This is a genomic window from Paenibacillus sp. IHBB 3054, assembly GCF_051594305.1.
GTDB lineage: Bacteria > Bacillota > Bacilli > Paenibacillales > Paenibacillaceae > Paenibacillus_AQ.
Genome location: NZ_JBOFBG010000013.1, coordinates 112,227 through 129,495, shown reverse-complemented (window position 1 = coordinate 129,495; position 17,269 = coordinate 112,227). Strand labels below are relative to the sequence as shown.

The following is a 17,269-nucleotide window of genomic DNA, read 5'->3' as shown; positions in this document are numbered from 1 at the left end:
TATAGAGAGCAGGTTTAGAGAACATGACGAATAGCGAACAACAACGCTACCGCTTTAGTGAAGCGCCGATTTGGGAGCTGCAGCGGTCATATTACGAAGAATTGGGCTTGCAAGCCTGGAAAAATGACCAGGTTCCGCAATATATTACGAGCAACCCGATGATCGGGACAGCCTATGCTGAGATGATCTTCGGCTTCCTGCAAGACCGCTATGCACTTGGCCAGACCGATGAGCCGGTTATTATTCTGGAAATGGGTGCGGGGGCTGGCAGACTAGCCTTCCAGGTACTGCAGAAGCTAAGCGAATTGATCGACTATGCGGGGATTAAGCTGCCTCCATTCCAATATGTAATGAGCGATCTGCCTGTCAAAAATATTGCCGGCTGGCAGCAGCATCCCGGCCTGATCCCTTTTGTTCAGCAGGGAATCCTTGATTTCGCGCGCTTTGACGCGGTCCATGATACCGAGCTGCACCTGACGCACAGCGGCAACGTGATCCAGGTGGGCGGACTGAAGCAGCCGCTGCTGGTAATCGCCAACTATTTCTTTGACAGCATTCAGCAAGAACTGCTCTATATCGACGAAGGCAAAATTTATGAATGCGAGGTTTCCCTAAAGTATCCGGAGGAAGCCGAGTCGATGGGAACTTCAGAGGTGCTGAAGGGGATCATTCCGGAATATCACTACAGCCGTGCAGCCGGGTATGAAGAGAAGTCGTATCCGTATCACGTGGTGGCGGACTACTACCGGGAGAAGCTGGAGGATACCCATATTCTGTTCCCGGCTACGGCGCTGGCTTGTATGGAACGGCTGGACAGTCTGTCCCAAGCGGGCTTTCTGCTGTTGACCGCCGACAAGGGCGATCACCGGCTGGAGAACTGGGAGTTTGCAGAGCCCCCTAAGCTGATGCACCACGGAAGTATCTCCTTAACGGCCAATTATCACGCGATGCAGTACTTTTTTGAGCAAAAGGGTGCACTTTCGCTGTTCACCCCGCATCATTATAAGAACCTGAACGTTGGTTGTATTCTGAAGCTTAAAGATCCAGCGAGCCATGTGCATACCCGGCTGGCTTACCGGCGGTTTGTCGACCGGTTCGGACCGGATGACTTCTTCAGCCTGAAGGTATGGGTGGATCAGAACTTCGATAGCATCGGGCTGCAGCAAATTCTCGCTTTCTGGCGTCTTGGCGGATATGATGCTGAGCTGTTCATCCAGAGCGCTGAGCGTATTTCCAGCCTGCTGGAGGATGCGAATGACGAAGAACTGCTGGATCTCCAGCATGGTATACAGCAGATGTGGGCAGGATATTACCCAATGCCCCAGAGGTATGATCTGGCGCTGGATAGCGGACTGCTGCTGTTTGAAATGGATATGTACCGCGATGCCCGCATGTTCCTGGAACGCTCGCTTCATGAGAGTGATGAAGAGCCGGTAATTACAGTGCTCTATTGCCTGGCGATTTGCAGCTATGAGCTGGAGGATCTGGAGGCGGCACTGGATTATACACGCAAAGCACTGGTCCTGGAGCCGGAACATGAGGAAGCCTTGGACCTGCTGGCCGCGCTCAGTGAGGGGTAAGCCGCCCCTTTACAGGGGCAGGGATTGTTTGGTATTCTATACAAAATAATGACACGCGATGATGAGAAAAGTAGATAATTTCATTCCTTCACAGAGAGCCCCGGATGCTGAAAAGGGGCAGGGAATGTTTTGTTGAAACATGCCTCTGAGCGGCGTATCGGAACCGGCAGCCGGGGATGGTACGACAGGTGCTCCTGTTACAGAGCTAGAGTATAAGCCTTGCTTTCAGCAATGCCGTACTTGATGAGTTTAATATGGCGACATATTAATAAACCTGGGGTGGTACCGCGAGAATCTCGTCCCCAAGACGCAAAGTCTTGGAGGTGAGGTTCTTTTTTGTTGCGCAGAATTACTGTTTAGGAGCGGTTATTGCACACACACAGGAGGGTTTAGCTATGAGTAATGTAAATGAGACGCCAGAAGAGAAGAACGAAGAGAACTATATGGAGAAACTGATCAGGGAAGATGTGGAAGGCGGTGTCTACAGCAGAGCGGTCTGCACAAGGTTTCCACCGGAGCCGAACGGGTATCTTCATATCGGCAGCGCGTTTGCGATTCATACCAACTATGACATGGCCCGCAGATTCAATGGAGTATTTAATCTGCGCTTTGATGATACCAACCCTCTGAAAGAAGATATGGAGTATGTGAAGGCCATCATTGAAGATATTGAGTGGCTGGGCTGCAGCCCGGGAGAGCATTTTTATTACGGCTCCGACTATTCGGAACAAATCTATAGCAGCGCGATTGCCTTGATCCGCAAGGGCAAAGCCTATGTCTGTGATTTGTCTCCTGAGGAGGTCACCGCCTTCAGGGGGACTTTAACCGAACCGGGAACGAACAGCCCTTACCGGGAGCGCACGGTGGAAGAGAATCTGAGGCTGTTCAGCGGAATGAGAAACGGGGAGTATCCTTCCGGGTCCAGGGTGCTGCGGGCCAAAATAGATATGGGCTCGCCCAACATCAATCTGAGGGACCCCATACTGTACAGAATCATTCATGCCGAACATTACCGGACAGGGGAGGCGTGGTGCATTTATCCGCTGTATGATTTTGCCCATCCCATTCAAGACGCTATTGAAGGCGTAACACATTCCTTGTGCTCTCTGGAATTCAAGGATCACCGGCCGTTGTACGAATGGGTGCTGAATGAGCTGGAGACCCCCGAGGCGCCCAAACAAAGGGAATTCGGCAGGGTTAACCTGACCGGTGTTGTCACCAGCAAACGTTATCTCCGGCAGCTGGTTGTCGGCAATTATGTGGAAGGCTGGGATGATCCAAGATTGCCCACGCTTCGCGGACTGCGGAGAAGAGGGTTTACGCCGGAGAGCATCAAGAGCTTTGTGTTGGGGATTGGCATGGTCAGAAATCAGACAATGGTTGACTTCTCGATGCTGGAGCATAGCCTGAGACAGGACTTGAAAGCCAAAGCGCCTAGTGTAATGGCGGTGCTTGATCCTTTAAAGGTCGTGATCACCAATTATGCCGGGCAAGCCGGAGAGAATTTTGAGCTGCTGGAGATAGATAACAACAGTGAGAATCCAGAGCTAGGCACAAGAAAGGTCCCTTTCTCCGGAGTCGTATATATCGAGCGGGAGGATTTCATGGAAGAACCGTCTCCGGGCTTTCGCCGTCTGACGACGGGCGGAGAGGTGCGGCTGAAGGGGGCTTACATTATCAAATGCAATGAAGTGGTCAAGGACGCGGCAACGGGGGAGATCACTGAGCTGCGCTGTACCTATGACATTGAAACGAAGAGCGGAAGCGGCTTTAACGGGCGGAAAGTGAAAGGAACGCTCCACTGGGTATCTGCCGGTCACGGCATTCGGGCAGATGTATATCTGTACGAGAAGCTGCTCAAAGACAACGATGGTCCTAAGGGCGATACCGAGACATGGGGAGATGTCATTAACCCGGATTCGGTGAAGCTTCTGAAGAATTGCCTGCTGGAGCCATTTGTGGAAGGGGCATTGCCGGAGGCGAAATTCCAATTTATGCGTCATGGATATTTCTGTGCCGACAGCAAGCACAGCGGCGGAGACCGGCTGGTATTCAACAGAATTGTTCCACTGAAGGATAGCTGGAAGGGGAAGAAATAGCTCTTTGAGGAAGCGGGCAAGAACAGGGGATTTCACCCTGAATCTTGCCCGTTTTTTTAAAATTCAAGAATTTATGTGCTTCACGCTATAAATTATCCGTTTCCACTTGTGGAATCTTATATTGTGGAAGCTCCGCAAAATACCCAAAATCCGCTTTGCAGTGGAGGCTCACTTACTGGGCTTATGGTACATATGATTAATTATGATTGCCGGACAATAATTTGAGTTAAGAATAGGTAATAGTTTTATTGGAAAATTCCATGGAAATTACATTTACATTTTTCATTAAGCAGATTATAATAAAAATAAGTTAAATGTTGCACCAGGGAAACTTTCATGTGTGAAGACAACTTTTTCCGGGCAAGAGGAGGGTTTGAAATGATCGAGCAAAACGTGGTGGAAACACCCAAAATGATAAATAATCCTAAGCATAAGAATACAATTTCAGCACAAGCTGTACTTAACGGGGACGTCAAAGGATTGAAGAGACTCCTTCCGTTTCTGGGCCCGGCCTTTATTGCCTCAGTAGCATATCTGGACCCCGGGAATTTCGCCACGAACATTACGGCCGGATCGAAATACGGTTACCTGTTGTTATGGGTCATTGCCGCATCGAATTTAATGGCCGTGCTGATACAGTCCTTATCCGCCAAGCTTGGCATAGCTACCGGAAAGAATCTGCCGGAAGTGGCGCGCGAACGCTTCCCGAAGGGCGCTTCCATTTTTTTATGGATACAAAGCGAGCTGGTCATTATTGCCACGGACCTGGCGGAGTTTATCGGGGCAGCCCTTGGACTATATCTGCTGTTCGGGATACCGATGCTGCCTGCCGCAATAATTACCGCTGTCGGTTCATTCGCTATTCTTGAGCTGCAGCGGCGTGGTTACCGGACGCTTGAGGCCGGGATTGCTTCGATGGTGCTGATCGTCGTCTTAGCCTTTGCTTTCCAGGTCATTATGGCTAAGCCGGATGCCGGAGCAGTAATCACCGGAATATTCACCCCTGCATTCGAGGGTGTGGACAGCATCCTGCTGGCAGCAGGGATTCTCGGGGCAACGGTCATGCCGCATGCGATTTATCTTCATTCTTCACTGACACAGAGCCGTGTGGTCGGGATTGACGAAAAAGAGAAAAAACAGATTTTTAAGCTGGAAATGATCGATATCGTTATTGCGATGGTTATTGCCGGTGCTGTGAATATGGCGATGGTGATCGTTGCCGCTGCCCTTTTCTTTAAGAACGGGCTTGTAGTTGAAGACTTGGATGTGGCCTTCCAGCAGTTCCGCCATTTGGCCGGTCCGGTAACGGCAGTTTCGTTCGGCCTTGGACTCTTGATCGCAGGGCTGTCGAGTTCTTCGGTTGGGACAATGGCCGGTGATGTGGTTATGCAGGGATTCATTAATAAGAGAATCAACCTGTATCTGCGGCGGGCGATTACGATTATTCCTCCGCTGGCGATTATCGCCTTTGGCATCAATCCGACCCGCGCACTGGTGATGAGCCAGGTAGTATTGTCCTTCGGGATAGCCTTTGCTTTGATCCCGCTTGTTATTTTCACCAGCAACCGCCAGATTATGAAGGGGCTGGTCAACCACCGGATCACTACGATCTTGGGCTGGATCATCTCTGCGCTGGTCGTATCGCTCAATCTGTTCCTGATTGTTGAAATGTTCATCTAAAAGGCAGAATCAGACAAAACCCCGCTCCCCCGCGACTGTCAGGTATAACCTGACAGCACACCGGAAGGCGGGGCTTTTTGTACATAAGGATGTATAAGCTTTACGCTGATTATTGCTTCACGATATCCTGTACGGATTTATCCAGTTTTTCCAGGAGCTGATCGTGGCCAATTTGTCCGCCGAGATATTCCTGCATCGCAGCGCCGAAGCCCTGAGTTACTCCGTCAGGGAACATATCCCAGTTCCAGCCGAGTGCAGTTGCGGATTTTTCTTGGACCGCAACGGCAACCTGGCCGATATCTTCTGCAGCTGTTTCAATATCCGTTTCAGCCGGAATGAACTTGAATTCCTTCGTCAAATATTGTTTGCCGGTCTCCGAGGATACGAGCCAGTTCAGGAATGCTTTGGCTTCTTCCGGATGCGCGGATTTGCTGTTTACAACATAGTTATTAGGTACTCCTACCAGAATGGTGCCTTCTTCATCACTGATGGGTAGCGGTAGCAGGCCAAGGTTCAGTGCAGGGTCAATCTTGTCGATGTCACCCTGAGTCCAGTTGCCCTGCATCATCATTGCCGCTTTGCCGGAGGCGAAATCAGCAACCTGAGTCGCATAGTCAGTAGTCATTTTGTTATCTTGGGCGTTATCGAAGATTACATCCACCAGATCAAGCCATTGCTCGAACACGGCATTGCCTTTAAAGGTTTGCGTACCGGCTTTGACATCATCGACAAATTTCTTCGGATCAGGCTGGTGGGCAAGACCAACATTCACAAGGTGCATCCCCATGGACCACCATTCGTTGGTTGCTTCAAATGGAGTGATGCCGGCAGCTTTCAGCTTCGCGGCAGCGTCCTTAAGCTGGGACAGTGTTTTTGGTTCTTCAGTAATACCAGCTTTGGTAAACAGATCCTTGTTATAGATAAGGCCATAGCCCTCGACGTTCATCGGCATGCCGTACAGCTTGCCGTCCACAGTAGCAGGAGTTTTGGAGGTAGGGATCAGTTTTGCGGCCCAAGGCTGGTCTGACAAGTCGGTAGCGCGGTCCATGTAAGGAACCAGAGCGGTGTAGCCGCCGTTATTGAAAATTTCCGGTTCCGAGCCTGAAGCGATTTCCGCTTTGAGCAATGCGCCGTAATCTTCGCCGCCGCCATGCGTTTCGACTTCAACCTTGACTCCGGTTTCTTTCTCATACAGTTCAGCCAATGTGTTCAGCTGTTCGGCAATTTCGACCTTGAACTGGAACATTTTGATCGTCACATCTTTGGCAGGAGCTTTGGTCGCCTCAGTCGCTGCTGACTCTTTCGGGGCGTTGGTAGCGGTTCCATTGTTCCCGGAATTAGTATTGCCGCCATTGCCGCAACCTGCGATAATGAGTGTGCAAACGGTTGCGATAACAAACGCGAACTTTCTTTTCATAGAATAACCTCCCTGGTCTGTGGTTCCTACAACTTGATCGTAATGCATATGACCTTACACTTACACTTAATATTTTGCTCGAAAAAGTGGATATTGTTGCAACCCTTTTATCCCTTTACGGATCCTGAAGTTACTCCTTCAACAATATAACGCTGCAGCGTCAGGAAGAACAGGAGGATCGGTGTAATGGCCATGACCAGTCCCGCGAGCGCAAGATCCCACTTCTTCGTGTACTGCCCGAAGAATTTGGTTACAGCTACCGGCAGTGTAGTCAGATCCTTATTACCGCCGATGACCAGCACAGGCAGCAGGTAGTCATTCCAGATCCAAAGGGTGTTCAGAATAATTACAGTAACAATAATTGGCATCAGCAGCGGGAAGACGATTTTGAAGAAAACGCCGTAAGGATTGGAGCCGTCGACCCGGGCCGCTTCCTCCAGCTCAAAGGGCACGGTTTTGATAAAGCCGTGGAACAGGAAGACTGACAGAGGCATCCCGAACCCCAGATAGCAAGCGACAATACCGTAAAGTTCCCCGCGCAGCTCCAGGATACTGGTTACCCGGACCAATTGCAGCATCAGCGACTGGAAGGGAATAATCATCGCTGAGATGAGCAGCAGGAAGACAAAGGAATTGAAGCGCGACGGCTTTCTAACGATCTGATAAGCGGCCATGGAGCTGAACAGAACAATAAAGATAACACTAAGGATGGTAATCTGCAGAGAATTCCAGAAAGCCTGCGGGAAGTCTATGGCGTCCCAGACCTTAGAATAATTGCTCCACATAAAAACCTGCGGAAACGATGCAGCATCAGTCAGAATTTCCTTAAGCCCTTTAACAGAGTTGCTAAGCACCAGGTAGAACGGAGACAGGAAGACAAGGGCCAGGAGTATGGCGGCAATTTCCAGAATGAAATTTCCGGGGCGGTATCTGCTGCTGTTCATTATGCCGACACCTCTTTTCTCTTAGTGATCCATACCTGAGTAACGGTGATCAGTGAAACAGCAGCGAAGAAGAGCAGCGCTTTGGCTGTGCCGAGACCGTAACGGTTGTTGATCAGCGCTTCCGCATAAATGTTATAGGCGAGCGATTGGGTGGAGGTTCCCGGTCCGCCCTTGGTCAGCGACAGGTTGAGATCGAACATTTTAAAGGCATTGGATGTGGTCAGGAACAGGCAGATCGTGATGGCCGGCATGATCAAAGGCACATAGACGCTTTTGAACAGCTGGGGTGCGCGGGCGCCATCGATCTTGGCCGCTTCAATCAGATCCTTCGGAATCCCGGCTAGCGAGGCAATATAAATAACCATCATATACCCGGCAGTCTGCCACACAAATACGATGACAAGGCCCCAGAAGCCAGTGCTGGGCGTACCGAGCCAAGGCAGCTGGAAGAAGGAGATTCCGGTGATTTCGCCGATTGTCCCGAAGCCCTTGGTGAAGATAAACTGCCAGATGTATCCTAGCAGAATACCGCCGATTACATTGGGCATAAAGAAGATGGTACGCAGCAATTTCTTGGTCTTCAGTGTCGTCATCAGCAGGAAGGCCAGCAAAAGTGCCAGCACATTCGCGGCAACTACGGACACTATCGTGAAGCGAAGGGTAAAGAGCAGGGATTCCCAGAACTTATCATCATTCAGAAAAATCCGTTTCCAGTTGGCGGCGCCTGTCCAGACCGCTTTGTCCAGATCCAGCCCGTTCCAGTCGGTGGAAGAATAATAAAAGCCGAGAAAGAAGGGTGTGACCACAATGGTCAGGAAGAAGAGCAGGCAGGGTCCGAGGAAAACGATTTGCTGTCCCCAGCCTTTTTGCAAACGCAGAGCTTTTCTCATATGGAATCTCCTTTGTATAGTTTTTCAACGGGTTCATACCCTCATTATAGGAAGAGGCAGGAGTCATCAACACTCAATTTGATGATTATAAAGGTGGATTATATTGCAGGAGGAAAAGGGCATGTTCAGAAACAGTATCCGGACCCGGCTGATGGCGCTTGTGCTGCTGGCCTCGGTGATCCCGTCGGGGATATCCGTAACGTTCTCATATCTCTATACCAAGCAATCGGTAACCGAACAGTCAGTGAAGCAGAATACGAAGCTGCTGACACTTGGGGAGGCTAATCTCAGCAGTTACTTCAGCGGAGTGAATCAGCAGGCGATGTCCCTATACAGCGGAATCAATGTCCCCAGCTCCTTCTATACGAGCCTGCTTACGGCCAAACATCCGGATAATGCTCCTGAAAACTCCGTCTTGCCGGATAACCGGGCGATCATCTCAACACAGCTCTATAACCTGTTCCTCTCCGACCGGAACACCTTTCAGATTCACCTGTATGTCCGGGCGGCCAAGCAGTCGAATCTGGTGCTCGGTGGGTTATTCCGCCGGGAGAATAATGATGATTACGCCCCGGTGATCCAATCGGAGGAAACGTACCGGCCTTATATTGAGGTTACGCATATGGATCATCAATACGGGATGAAGTCCGGATTCCCCAATTTGAAATCGGGTACTGTGCCGGTTTTTACTGCTCATTTCCCCATGTACCGAACGCCGAGCGATGATGTTCTGGCCGATCTGTCGATTGATTTCCGCTTGGGGGAGCTGGAGGGAATCGTCAAATCTATGTACAATTCGGATACAGAACGGCTTTATATCTTGAATGAACAGGGGCAGGCCTTGTTTGCATCTGATTCCGATTGGATCGGCAAACCGGTCACCGCAGGCTGGAGCCAGTTGCCGGGGAAGGATGACAGTGGCCATTTCACCTGGAAGAAGGATGGTTTCGAGGGTATTGTAATGTACCGACACATTGAGAATACGTTGTTCAAGGGCAGCATCATCAAGCTGGTTCCCTATGAAGATCTGTATGGCGATGCCAGAACTATCACCCGGTTCAACACCGGAATCGGTGTGCTGTTCCTGATCCTTGGCGGACTCAGCGCGGTATTAATCTCCGTCGGATTCACAAGGCCGATCAAGAAGCTGATCTCCTTCACCCAGAAAGTGCAGATTGGTCAGCTTGATGCGCATATGGATGCCGAACGGGAGGATGAATTCGGTCTCCTGACACGCAAAATCACCGGCATGACCCGGACGATCAACGATCTTATCTTAAAGGAATACAAGCTTGAGCTGGCCAACAAGACCAATCAGCTGAAGGCGCTGCAGGCCCAGGTCAATCCTCATTTCCTGTATAATGCCCTGCAGTCCATTGCCAGTCTGTCCTTGCGCTACAATGCACCGAAGGTGTATGATCTCATCTATTCGCTTGGCAGTATGATGCGCTATTCCATGAACACGGAGCGGACGCAGGTCCCGCTTCGTGATGAATTGGAGCATGTGCAGAATTATGTGATCCTGCAGACGGAACGTTTCGGTGAAGAGAACTTAAGGCTGGATATTGATGCAGAGGAAGCTGCTCTGGAGATTGCCGTGCCCAAGATGATTCTGCAGCCTATTGTTGAGAATATATTCAAGCACGGTTTTACGGACGGGATCCGCGAGGCTGTAATCTCCATCACCTGTGCTCTGGATGCGAACGGTAGCCTGCGGCTTGCCGTCAGGGACAACGGCAAAGGAATCACTGCGGAACGGCTGGAGGAAATTACAGCCGGACTTCAGCAGAGCGGCCGGACAGAGCACGAAGAGATTGGGCTGCATAACGTACTGGCGCGTGTGCGGCTGCAGATGAGCAGCGGGGCAGAGCTATTGCTGCAGAGTGTTGAAGGCGGCGGGGTTAAGGTGACGCTTATTATTCCGCTGGATAAGATGGACCCAACAAATTAAGGGAGCGCAATGGACCCAAAGGAGCGGCAAGTGAGATGAAGGTGCTGATTGTAGACGATGAGAAGCATGTGCGTGAGGCGATCCGCTATTTTGTACCGTGGGAGAAATATCAGATTTCAGAGATTTTTGAGGCGACCAACGGGCAGGAAGCTACGCTGATAATGCAGGAGCAACAGCCGGCGATTGTCTTCACGGATATGCGGATGCCGCTGATGGACGGTGCGGAGCTGCTGGAATGGCTGCATCATCATTTCCCGAATACGAAGACAATTGTCATTAGCGGGTATCAGGACTTCAATTATGTAAAGCCGGCAATCGTCTACGGAGGGACAGATTATTTGCTGAAGCCCCTGAACAGCAAACAACTGATTGCCGCAGCCGAGCATGCCTTCAAGCTGTGGTTGGAGGAAGAGGAGGAGCGGCAGCAGAGTCACCGGCAGAATATGCAGCTTAATGTGCTGCGGCCGCTGTACTGGGACAAGATGCTCTCGGATCTGGTCTCCGGTCATGCCTCATTTCAGGAGCTGAAGCCTTCCTTGTGCGAAGAGCTGGGGTTGCCGGGGGATGCGGCAAGCTGCAGAGTTGCCGTAATCTCGCTCCAGCGTGCAAACTGCCGCCTGCTGGAGCGGTTTCATGGCGATGTGACGCTGACCTCCTTCGTGCTGGCGAACGTCTGCAATGAGGTGATCTCCCCCGGGAGAAGCGGCTTTGCCTTTCGCAGCTGGCAGGCCGGCACCGATATTGTCATTCTTTTCTGGACGGCGGCTCTGGATGCGGAAGTGTGGGTGCGGCTGATCAATGAATCGATGAAACAGACTTATGGGGTACAGGTGGATATAGGTCTCAGCCGGCCCGTGGCTTTTCCCGAAGGACTGCAAAACGCCTTCCGTCAGGCGCGTCAAGGCCTTAGTGAGCGCAATCTCCTGCAGCGGGAAGGGCGCATTTATCATTACAGGGAGCTGACGGAGGAGAGTGGGTCTGTGGAAGACCACGTGCTGGAATCACTGCTGGACAAGCTCAGAGTGGCTGTGTTATCGGGGGATCTGCAGAGAATGGAACGGGTGGTTGATGAATGGGCCGATCAGCTTTCAGGACTGTCACTGCTCACCGAGAATAGCTTTCTGCACCAGCAGGAACAGATCTGCGCCGTTCTGATGCGCTGGCGCCAGAATGAGGAGATTACCTTTGAGCTGTGTTATGACGAAGAGGGGCTTTTCTCCGTTGAGCACTGGCGGAATCAGTTAAAGAGCATGCTGCAGCGATTGTGGAAAGGGAATTCCCAGACACCGGACAGCCGGCTTGTTCAGGAAATCCGGGAATACCTCAATCAGAACTATGCCAAGGACATGACGCTTCAGCATATCGCCGAGCGCTTTTTTATCAGCAGGGAGAATGTGTCACGCAAGTTCAAACAGATCAGCGGGGAGAATCTGTCCGATTATTTAACTGCACTGAGAATAGACAAGGCCAAGACGCTGCTGCAAAATACAAACCTGCGGCTGTCGCAGATTTCGGAGCTGGTCGGCTATGAGGATGAGAAGTATTTCAGCCGGGTTTTTAAGAAATCGACCGGGCAGACTCCGCGTGAATACCGCAAGCAGGAGGGCTCTCTGTAGCGAAATAACCACTCCACAATGGACAAAAAATGGAGCCGTCCTACAAATTTCAGAATTCCCCATCTTTTACCGATAATAGTCATACGGATATCGCACATCATTTTATCGGTTAAATGGGAGGGTTGGTATGGTATGGATAGTTATTTAGGCAGAATCCTCAAAAATGATCTGATCAATGCGTACGGTGTAACTGTAATACCTGCAAGAAGCGTATTGAACGCAGAGCATTTGGAACTCATCCGCAAGCAAAGAATCAATACATTGGATATCGTATTCACCGATGAACAACCACAGACGCCGGCCTGCCGCGAGATGGTTAACGGTGTGGTGGAAGTGTCGAAGGATTTATTTAATTCTTTCAGATTAACCCGCAAAGTTCCATTGGCGGATATAAGAAAGGATGTTGTACCGGTTGTTCAGGAGATTTCACTCCTTCCCGATATTTTTGCGCTGTTCGAAGCGATTCAGGGGAAGGACGATTATACATACCAGCACAATATTGGCGTAGGTGTGTTATCCACATTGATTGGCAGATGGATGAATATGGGGCAGGCGGAGCTGTCGGTGCTTTCCCTAGCTGCAACCTTGCATGATATCGGCAAGCTCAAAATTCCTCCCGAGTTGTTGAATAAACCGGACAAGCTGACCGCTGAGGAATTCGCCATGGTCCGAAAGCACACGATCTATGGCTATGAGATGCTCAAGGAGACAACGGGGGCGAATTCCCATATCACCTTGACCGCGCTCCAGCATCATGAGCGAAATGATGGCAAGGGTTATCCGCTGGGGCTGAAGGAGGAGCAGATTGATTCCTACAGCAAAATCGTTGCCGTTGCCGACATCTTTCATGCAATGTCCTCCAAGCGGCCCTATCATGAAGCTATGCCGTTCCATCTCATTGTGGAGCAGATGAGGAGAGGCAGCTTTGGGGCGCTTGACCCGCATGTGGTCTCTGTGTTCCTTGAGAATATTGTGAAACGGACCGTCGGGCGTGATGTGATCTTAACCGACGGCCGTGTCGGTGAAATTGTCTACTTGAATCCCCATAACATCGAAACGCCCTTAATCAAGATAGATGGTGAATATATCGACCTTGGCAAAATGAGGGATCTCAAGATCAAAGAAATCAGTATATAGCCGTTTCGCCATTAACCTTTAAAATAGTCCGCGAGCCCCTCGGCAATTGCCTTGGCGGCTTTTTTCTGATAGGCAGATGTGCGGACGACCGCTTCATCGTTCCGGTTGCTTAGGAACCCGAGCTCCACCAGTGCTGCCGGAAGGTTGTTCTCCCGCAGAATATGGTAGTTACCGAAGGAGACCCCGTTGCTCTTCAAGCCGATGCCCTGCCCGAGCCGGTTCTCAATGGAGCGTGCCAGGCGCAGATCATCCGATTCCGAGTAATAAAAAGTCAGCGTGCCGCTTACATTCTTCGGGGAGGAGTTGTAATGGATGCTGACAAAAGCGTCCGCCCCCACAGACTGCCCGATCTGCACTCTCCTGGCGAGAGAAGGGCGCTGGTCTTGGGTGCGTGTCAGCTCCACACGGGCTCCCTTGGCTGTCAGATAGTCGCGGACATACAATGCCGTCTGCAGATTCAGATCCTTCTCCAACGTGTCAAAGGATGTGCCGAGCATGCCCGGGTCGCTGCCGCCATGACCCGGATCAATGACGATCCGCTTGCCATTGATCCCGCCAGTTTGCCTAAGGCTGCCAGTCGTTCGGCTCCCGCTTCCCGTGCTCACGGAGCTTCCGCTGGCAATATATTGTGCAGAGACCCAGCCGGTCTCCCCGCTGGCGGTGCGGATCCGCACCCAACCGTTCTGCCGCAGCACAACAGTTACGGAGTCCTCTGCCTTTAACGCCCCGAGTATCTTATAACCGGTTCCCGGACCTCCACGGATGCGCAGGGAGTCGGCTGTAACCATTGCTGTGCTGCTGCCGCTTCCGGAGGTCTTGGCGGATGTGGATACAGCAACTGCTGCACGGGCTTCACCGCCTGTCCCGCTCACTTTTATGAGATAATACCCCGCAACCCAGCCGGAGATTGAACCGGACCGCACTTTTGCCCAGCCATGCTGCTCATCGGTAACGGTCACCTGTGCACCGCTTTTTAAGGATCCTGTGACAGCCGCATTGGCTGCCGGCTCGCTGCGTACATTCAGGGAGCTTGCACTCACTTTTGCTGTATAGGCTCCTGCAGCGGAACTGGTTGCAGTCTGCAGCATGCTTCCAGTGAGCAAGCAGGCTGCCAGCACTGCGGTATGTATAAATTTGTTCATAAATTTCCTCTCTTCCCGGATGGATAAATGTCTATTACCCGTTTCATCGGTCAAAGAAAAGGATTTGGTTAAAATTTAATAGAAATTAAACCTCTGTTCCAAAGCGGCAAAGCGCTGTATAATTGTTTCATATTGGAAAAGTTTGTAAAGGAGTGCCGTCGTGACCAGACCCAAACTATTCATCGGATCATCCAGGGAATCCATCCGTTACGCCCGGGCGATCCACGAACAGCTAAAGCGAGAAGCCGAGGTTAATCCTTGGTATGCCAATGCCTTCCGTGCGAATGAATATACGATGGAGGCGCTGGAGAGACATCTGGATGAAAGCGATTTTGCCGTATTCGTCTTTTCACCTGATGATGTGGCTCAAATCCGCGGCAAATATTATTATGTCACCCGTGATAATACACAGTTCGAAATGGGGCTGTTCTGGGCCAGGCTGCGGCGCAGACGTGTCTTTTGCCTGCTTCCGGACCGGGTAACCCCGCGCACGGATTTGATTCCCGGCAAGAATATCGAAGAGTATCATCTCTTATCCGATCTGTCCGGACTCACCCCGCTGGAGTATGAATGGCAGCATGATAATCCGGTGGCAGCCGTTGATGTCAGCTGCGGGAAGATCCTGGACTGTATTCAGGAGCAGGGGAGCTACCGCGATCCCCTGAAGGAATTGGAACATTTGGGCTTGGAGCTTAGGCGCAAGGAAAGTATCCTTCATTTCTTCTGGCAATATAATAGTAATGTGGCCGGAGCTCAGGGTGGAGAGAAATACCAGGCGCTCAGCGAGGCTATCCGCAATTCCTTTTTGCCGCCTGGACAATGCCGGGTGATTGGCGCCGCGCTCTGGCGGGAAAGTGAGAAGGAAGGTCTGATACAGGTAGGCGGAAATGTGGGCCGTGGGCATTGTTACCCTTTTTCATTAAGTGAAGACAAGGGGAAGCGGCCCGGTGTGCTCGATGCTTATCTGAGCAAGGAATGGACCTTTTTTCAGCGTACTGAAGTTGCCGAGGTATATATCCTATGCTATCCTTTAGGTGAGCAGCATGTCCTTTCTGTGCATTTCTCGGGAGACGACGGGCTGTCTGCGGAGGATCTTACCACAGTGGTTGCTTACAACCGCGATTTGTTCCGTACCGTCAATTATTTAGTGGGAGGGGACTAGGAGCATGAAGAATATGAAGGGTGTAGTCAGTTTGTCCAGTGCGGTCCGCCGATCCGCAGGCGGCAACGGCAGCAGTTCCGGAGGGACACGACGCTCTAAGGGCAAGGCAAGTGCAGGCCGGGCAGCAAAGCCAGCTTCTTCGGCAGGCCACGTATATATTGCGCCATCGCTGGATGGCGGAGATGAGGAATACAAGAAGCTTATCAGCGGGAAAGTCGACAACAGCAAGCCTTCATTCGCCTAAATAGTTAAGGGGTCCCCGGCATCAGCCGGAGACCCCTTTTTGTAAATATAAGAATTTATATGCTTCGCACTTTAAATTATCCTTCTATTTCTCGCTGAAACGATACCGTCCTACAAAAAGGACGGCAAAGCAGTTTACACTTGGGTACGCCCAGTTTCTTAGATCTCCTGGCGGGAAGACAGGCTGCTCCGCTTCTTGGCAATTTCCCGCCGCACGACCGGTGCCACCTCGGTGGCTAGCAGCTCAATAGCCGTCGCTACCTTGTTGAAGGGGAGTCCGCCGATGTCCAGCTGGGTCATGAAGCGGTTATGGCCGAACAGCTCATGCTGGTACAGGATTTTCTCTATAATCTGTTGCGGACTGCCAACGGCAAGCGTGTTAACAGGAGAGACGAAACGCCCGAAATCGCTGCGGGATACTCCGTACTCCTGGCCCGGATGCGGACTGATGGCATTGCGGTAGCTGTAATAGTAAGGATAGTACTCGTCCAGTGCCTGCTGTGACGTCTTCGCAATATATCCGTGGCTGGTGATGGCGATCTTTAAGTCCTCTGGAGCATGACCGGCTTTGGCTCCGCTTCTGCGGTAGGTTTCGGCAAGGTTCTGAAAGGGTTCAGGACTGCCGCTGAGAATGGCGATAGCCATCCCAATACCAAGCGTACCGGCTCTTTCGGCACTTTCGGCCGAACCGCCAATGCCGACCCATAGCGGGAGCTTCTGCTGCAAAGGCCGCGGGGCGATCTCAGCATTCTTCAGCGGGGAGCGGAAGGTTCCTTCCCAGTTCATGACTTCATGCTGATTGAGCTCCAGCAGCAGATCTAGGTTCTCCGCGAACAGCTTCTTGTAATCTTCCAGCTCGTATCCGAACAGGGGGAAGGATTCCAGAAAAGCACCGCGTCCGGAGATGATCTCCGCCCGGCCGTCCGACAGCAGATCGAGTGTGGCGAAGTCTTCGAAGACCCGCACCGGATCTATAGTGCTCAGCACCGTTGTGGCGCTTGTCAGCTTGATCCGTTTCGTGGCCTGCGAAACTGCCGCGAGTACAACCGGCACCGAGGAGATGACAAAATCAAGACGGTGATGCTCACCGACGCCGAAGACGTCCAGCCCTGCCTCATCGGCCAGCTTGGCCGCTGCGATGACTTCATGGAGACGCTGCCGGGGGCTGATGGTCTGACCTGTATGGCAATCGGTTACGATATCACCGAGTGTGTAAATACCGAATTCAAACTCCGGCACGTTTTCTTGTGGAACGCTGTTATTCATAAATGCTAACCCCTTATTCAATAGAATGTAAAATATAGTAAATGGAAATTAGTCCGGTGTGAGAAGGAATATTGATGATTATAACATAACTGCTTACAAAATGTAAGTATATGAATAAATGATAAAGGTTCTGTGAATCGTG

At 51.3% G+C, this 17,269-nt stretch carries 13 protein-coding genes and 1 other annotated feature; of the genes, 8 read left to right on the top strand and 5 right to left on the bottom strand.

The features are described from left to right. Nucleotides 1-23 precede the first annotated feature (23 nt). The 3 genes from ACQ76X_RS16560 to ACQ76X_RS16550 all read left to right on the top strand — a co-directional run bounded on the left by ACQ76X_RS16560 (nucleotide 24) and on the right by ACQ76X_RS16550 (nucleotide 5,359). Nucleotides 24-1,580: a tetratricopeptide repeat protein gene (locus ACQ76X_RS16560; protein ID WP_438495062.1), complete on the top strand. Its 1,557-nt coding sequence runs from the start codon at nucleotides 24-26 to the stop codon at nucleotides 1,578-1,580. Between the two features lie 49 nt (nucleotides 1,581-1,629). Further along, nucleotides 1,630-1,887: a binding site (T-box leader), on the top strand. An 88-nt stretch (nucleotides 1,888-1,975) separates the two neighbouring features. Beyond that, the gene (locus tag ACQ76X_RS16555) at nucleotides 1,976-3,679 is read left to right on the top strand and encodes a glutamine--tRNA ligase/YqeY domain fusion protein (protein WP_438495061.1); all 1,704 of its coding nucleotides are present in this window, start codon (nucleotides 1,976-1,978) and stop codon (nucleotides 3,677-3,679) included. Nucleotides 3,680-4,090: 411 nt separating this feature from the next. Beyond that, nucleotides 4,091-5,359: an Nramp family divalent metal transporter gene (locus ACQ76X_RS16550; RefSeq protein ID WP_438495083.1), complete on the top strand. Its 1,269-nt coding sequence runs from the start codon at nucleotides 4,091-4,093 to the stop codon at nucleotides 5,357-5,359. Nucleotides 5,360-5,468: 109 nt separating this feature from the next. Here the strand turns inward: ACQ76X_RS16550 and ACQ76X_RS16545 are convergent, their stop codons facing one another. From ACQ76X_RS16545 to ACQ76X_RS16535, 3 genes are all read right to left on the bottom strand, one after another. Continuing rightward, complete coding sequence (locus tag ACQ76X_RS16545) at nucleotides 5,469-6,776, bottom strand: ABC transporter substrate-binding protein (protein ID WP_438495060.1); 1,308 nt, start codon at nucleotides 6,774-6,776, stop codon at nucleotides 5,469-5,471. A 107-nt stretch (nucleotides 6,777-6,883) separates the two neighbouring features. Beyond that, complete coding sequence (locus tag ACQ76X_RS16540; protein ID WP_438495059.1) at nucleotides 6,884-7,720, bottom strand: carbohydrate ABC transporter permease; 837 nt, start codon at nucleotides 7,718-7,720, stop codon at nucleotides 6,884-6,886. After that, nucleotides 7,720-8,610, bottom strand: a complete 891-nt coding sequence (locus ACQ76X_RS16535; RefSeq protein ID WP_438495058.1) for a carbohydrate ABC transporter permease — start codon at nucleotides 8,608-8,610, stop codon at nucleotides 7,720-7,722. The genes ACQ76X_RS16540 and ACQ76X_RS16535 overlap by 1 nt, the downstream gene beginning before the upstream one ends. Nucleotides 8,611-8,731: 121 nt before the next feature. Between ACQ76X_RS16535 and ACQ76X_RS16530 the strand changes: the two genes are divergently transcribed. The 3 genes from ACQ76X_RS16530 to ACQ76X_RS16520 all read left to right on the top strand — a co-directional run bounded on the left by ACQ76X_RS16530 (nucleotide 8,732) and on the right by ACQ76X_RS16520 (nucleotide 13,314). Continuing rightward, the gene (locus ACQ76X_RS16530) at nucleotides 8,732-10,561 is read left to right on the top strand and encodes a histidine kinase (RefSeq protein WP_438495057.1); all 1,830 of its coding nucleotides are present in this window, start codon (nucleotides 8,732-8,734) and stop codon (nucleotides 10,559-10,561) included. A gap of 35 nt (nucleotides 10,562-10,596) precedes the next feature. Further along, nucleotides 10,597-12,177, top strand: a complete 1,581-nt coding sequence (locus ACQ76X_RS16525; RefSeq protein WP_438495056.1) for a response regulator — start codon at nucleotides 10,597-10,599, stop codon at nucleotides 12,175-12,177. 132 nt (nucleotides 12,178-12,309) lie between these two features. After that, nucleotides 12,310-13,314, top strand: a complete 1,005-nt coding sequence (locus ACQ76X_RS16520) for an HD-GYP domain-containing protein (RefSeq protein WP_438495055.1) — start codon at nucleotides 12,310-12,312, stop codon at nucleotides 13,312-13,314. 11 nt (nucleotides 13,315-13,325) lie between these two features. On the opposite strand, the gene ACQ76X_RS16515 is transcribed toward ACQ76X_RS16520, so the two are convergent. Next, nucleotides 13,326-14,456, bottom strand: a complete 1,131-nt coding sequence (locus tag ACQ76X_RS16515; protein WP_438495054.1) for an N-acetylmuramoyl-L-alanine amidase — start codon at nucleotides 14,454-14,456, stop codon at nucleotides 13,326-13,328. Nucleotides 14,457-14,616: 160 nt separating this feature from the next. Between ACQ76X_RS16515 and ACQ76X_RS16510 the strand changes: the two genes are divergently transcribed. Continuing rightward, nucleotides 14,617-15,618 carry a TIR domain-containing protein gene (locus tag ACQ76X_RS16510; RefSeq protein WP_438495053.1) on the top strand — a complete coding sequence of 334 codons (1,002 nt, stop codon included), beginning with the start codon at nucleotides 14,617-14,619 and terminating at the stop codon, nucleotides 15,616-15,618. Between the two features lie 4 nt (nucleotides 15,619-15,622). Continuing rightward, on the top strand, nucleotides 15,623-15,862 hold the full coding sequence (locus ACQ76X_RS16505; RefSeq protein WP_038596719.1) for a hypothetical protein: 240 nt from the start codon (nucleotides 15,623-15,625) through the stop codon (nucleotides 15,860-15,862). A 158-nt stretch (nucleotides 15,863-16,020) separates the two neighbouring features. Here the strand turns inward: ACQ76X_RS16505 and ACQ76X_RS16500 are convergent, their stop codons facing one another. Then, nucleotides 16,021-17,127: an LLM class flavin-dependent oxidoreductase gene (locus tag ACQ76X_RS16500; protein WP_438495052.1), complete on the bottom strand. Its 1,107-nt coding sequence runs from the start codon at nucleotides 17,125-17,127 to the stop codon at nucleotides 16,021-16,023. Between the last annotated feature and the right edge of the window lie 142 nt (nucleotides 17,128-17,269).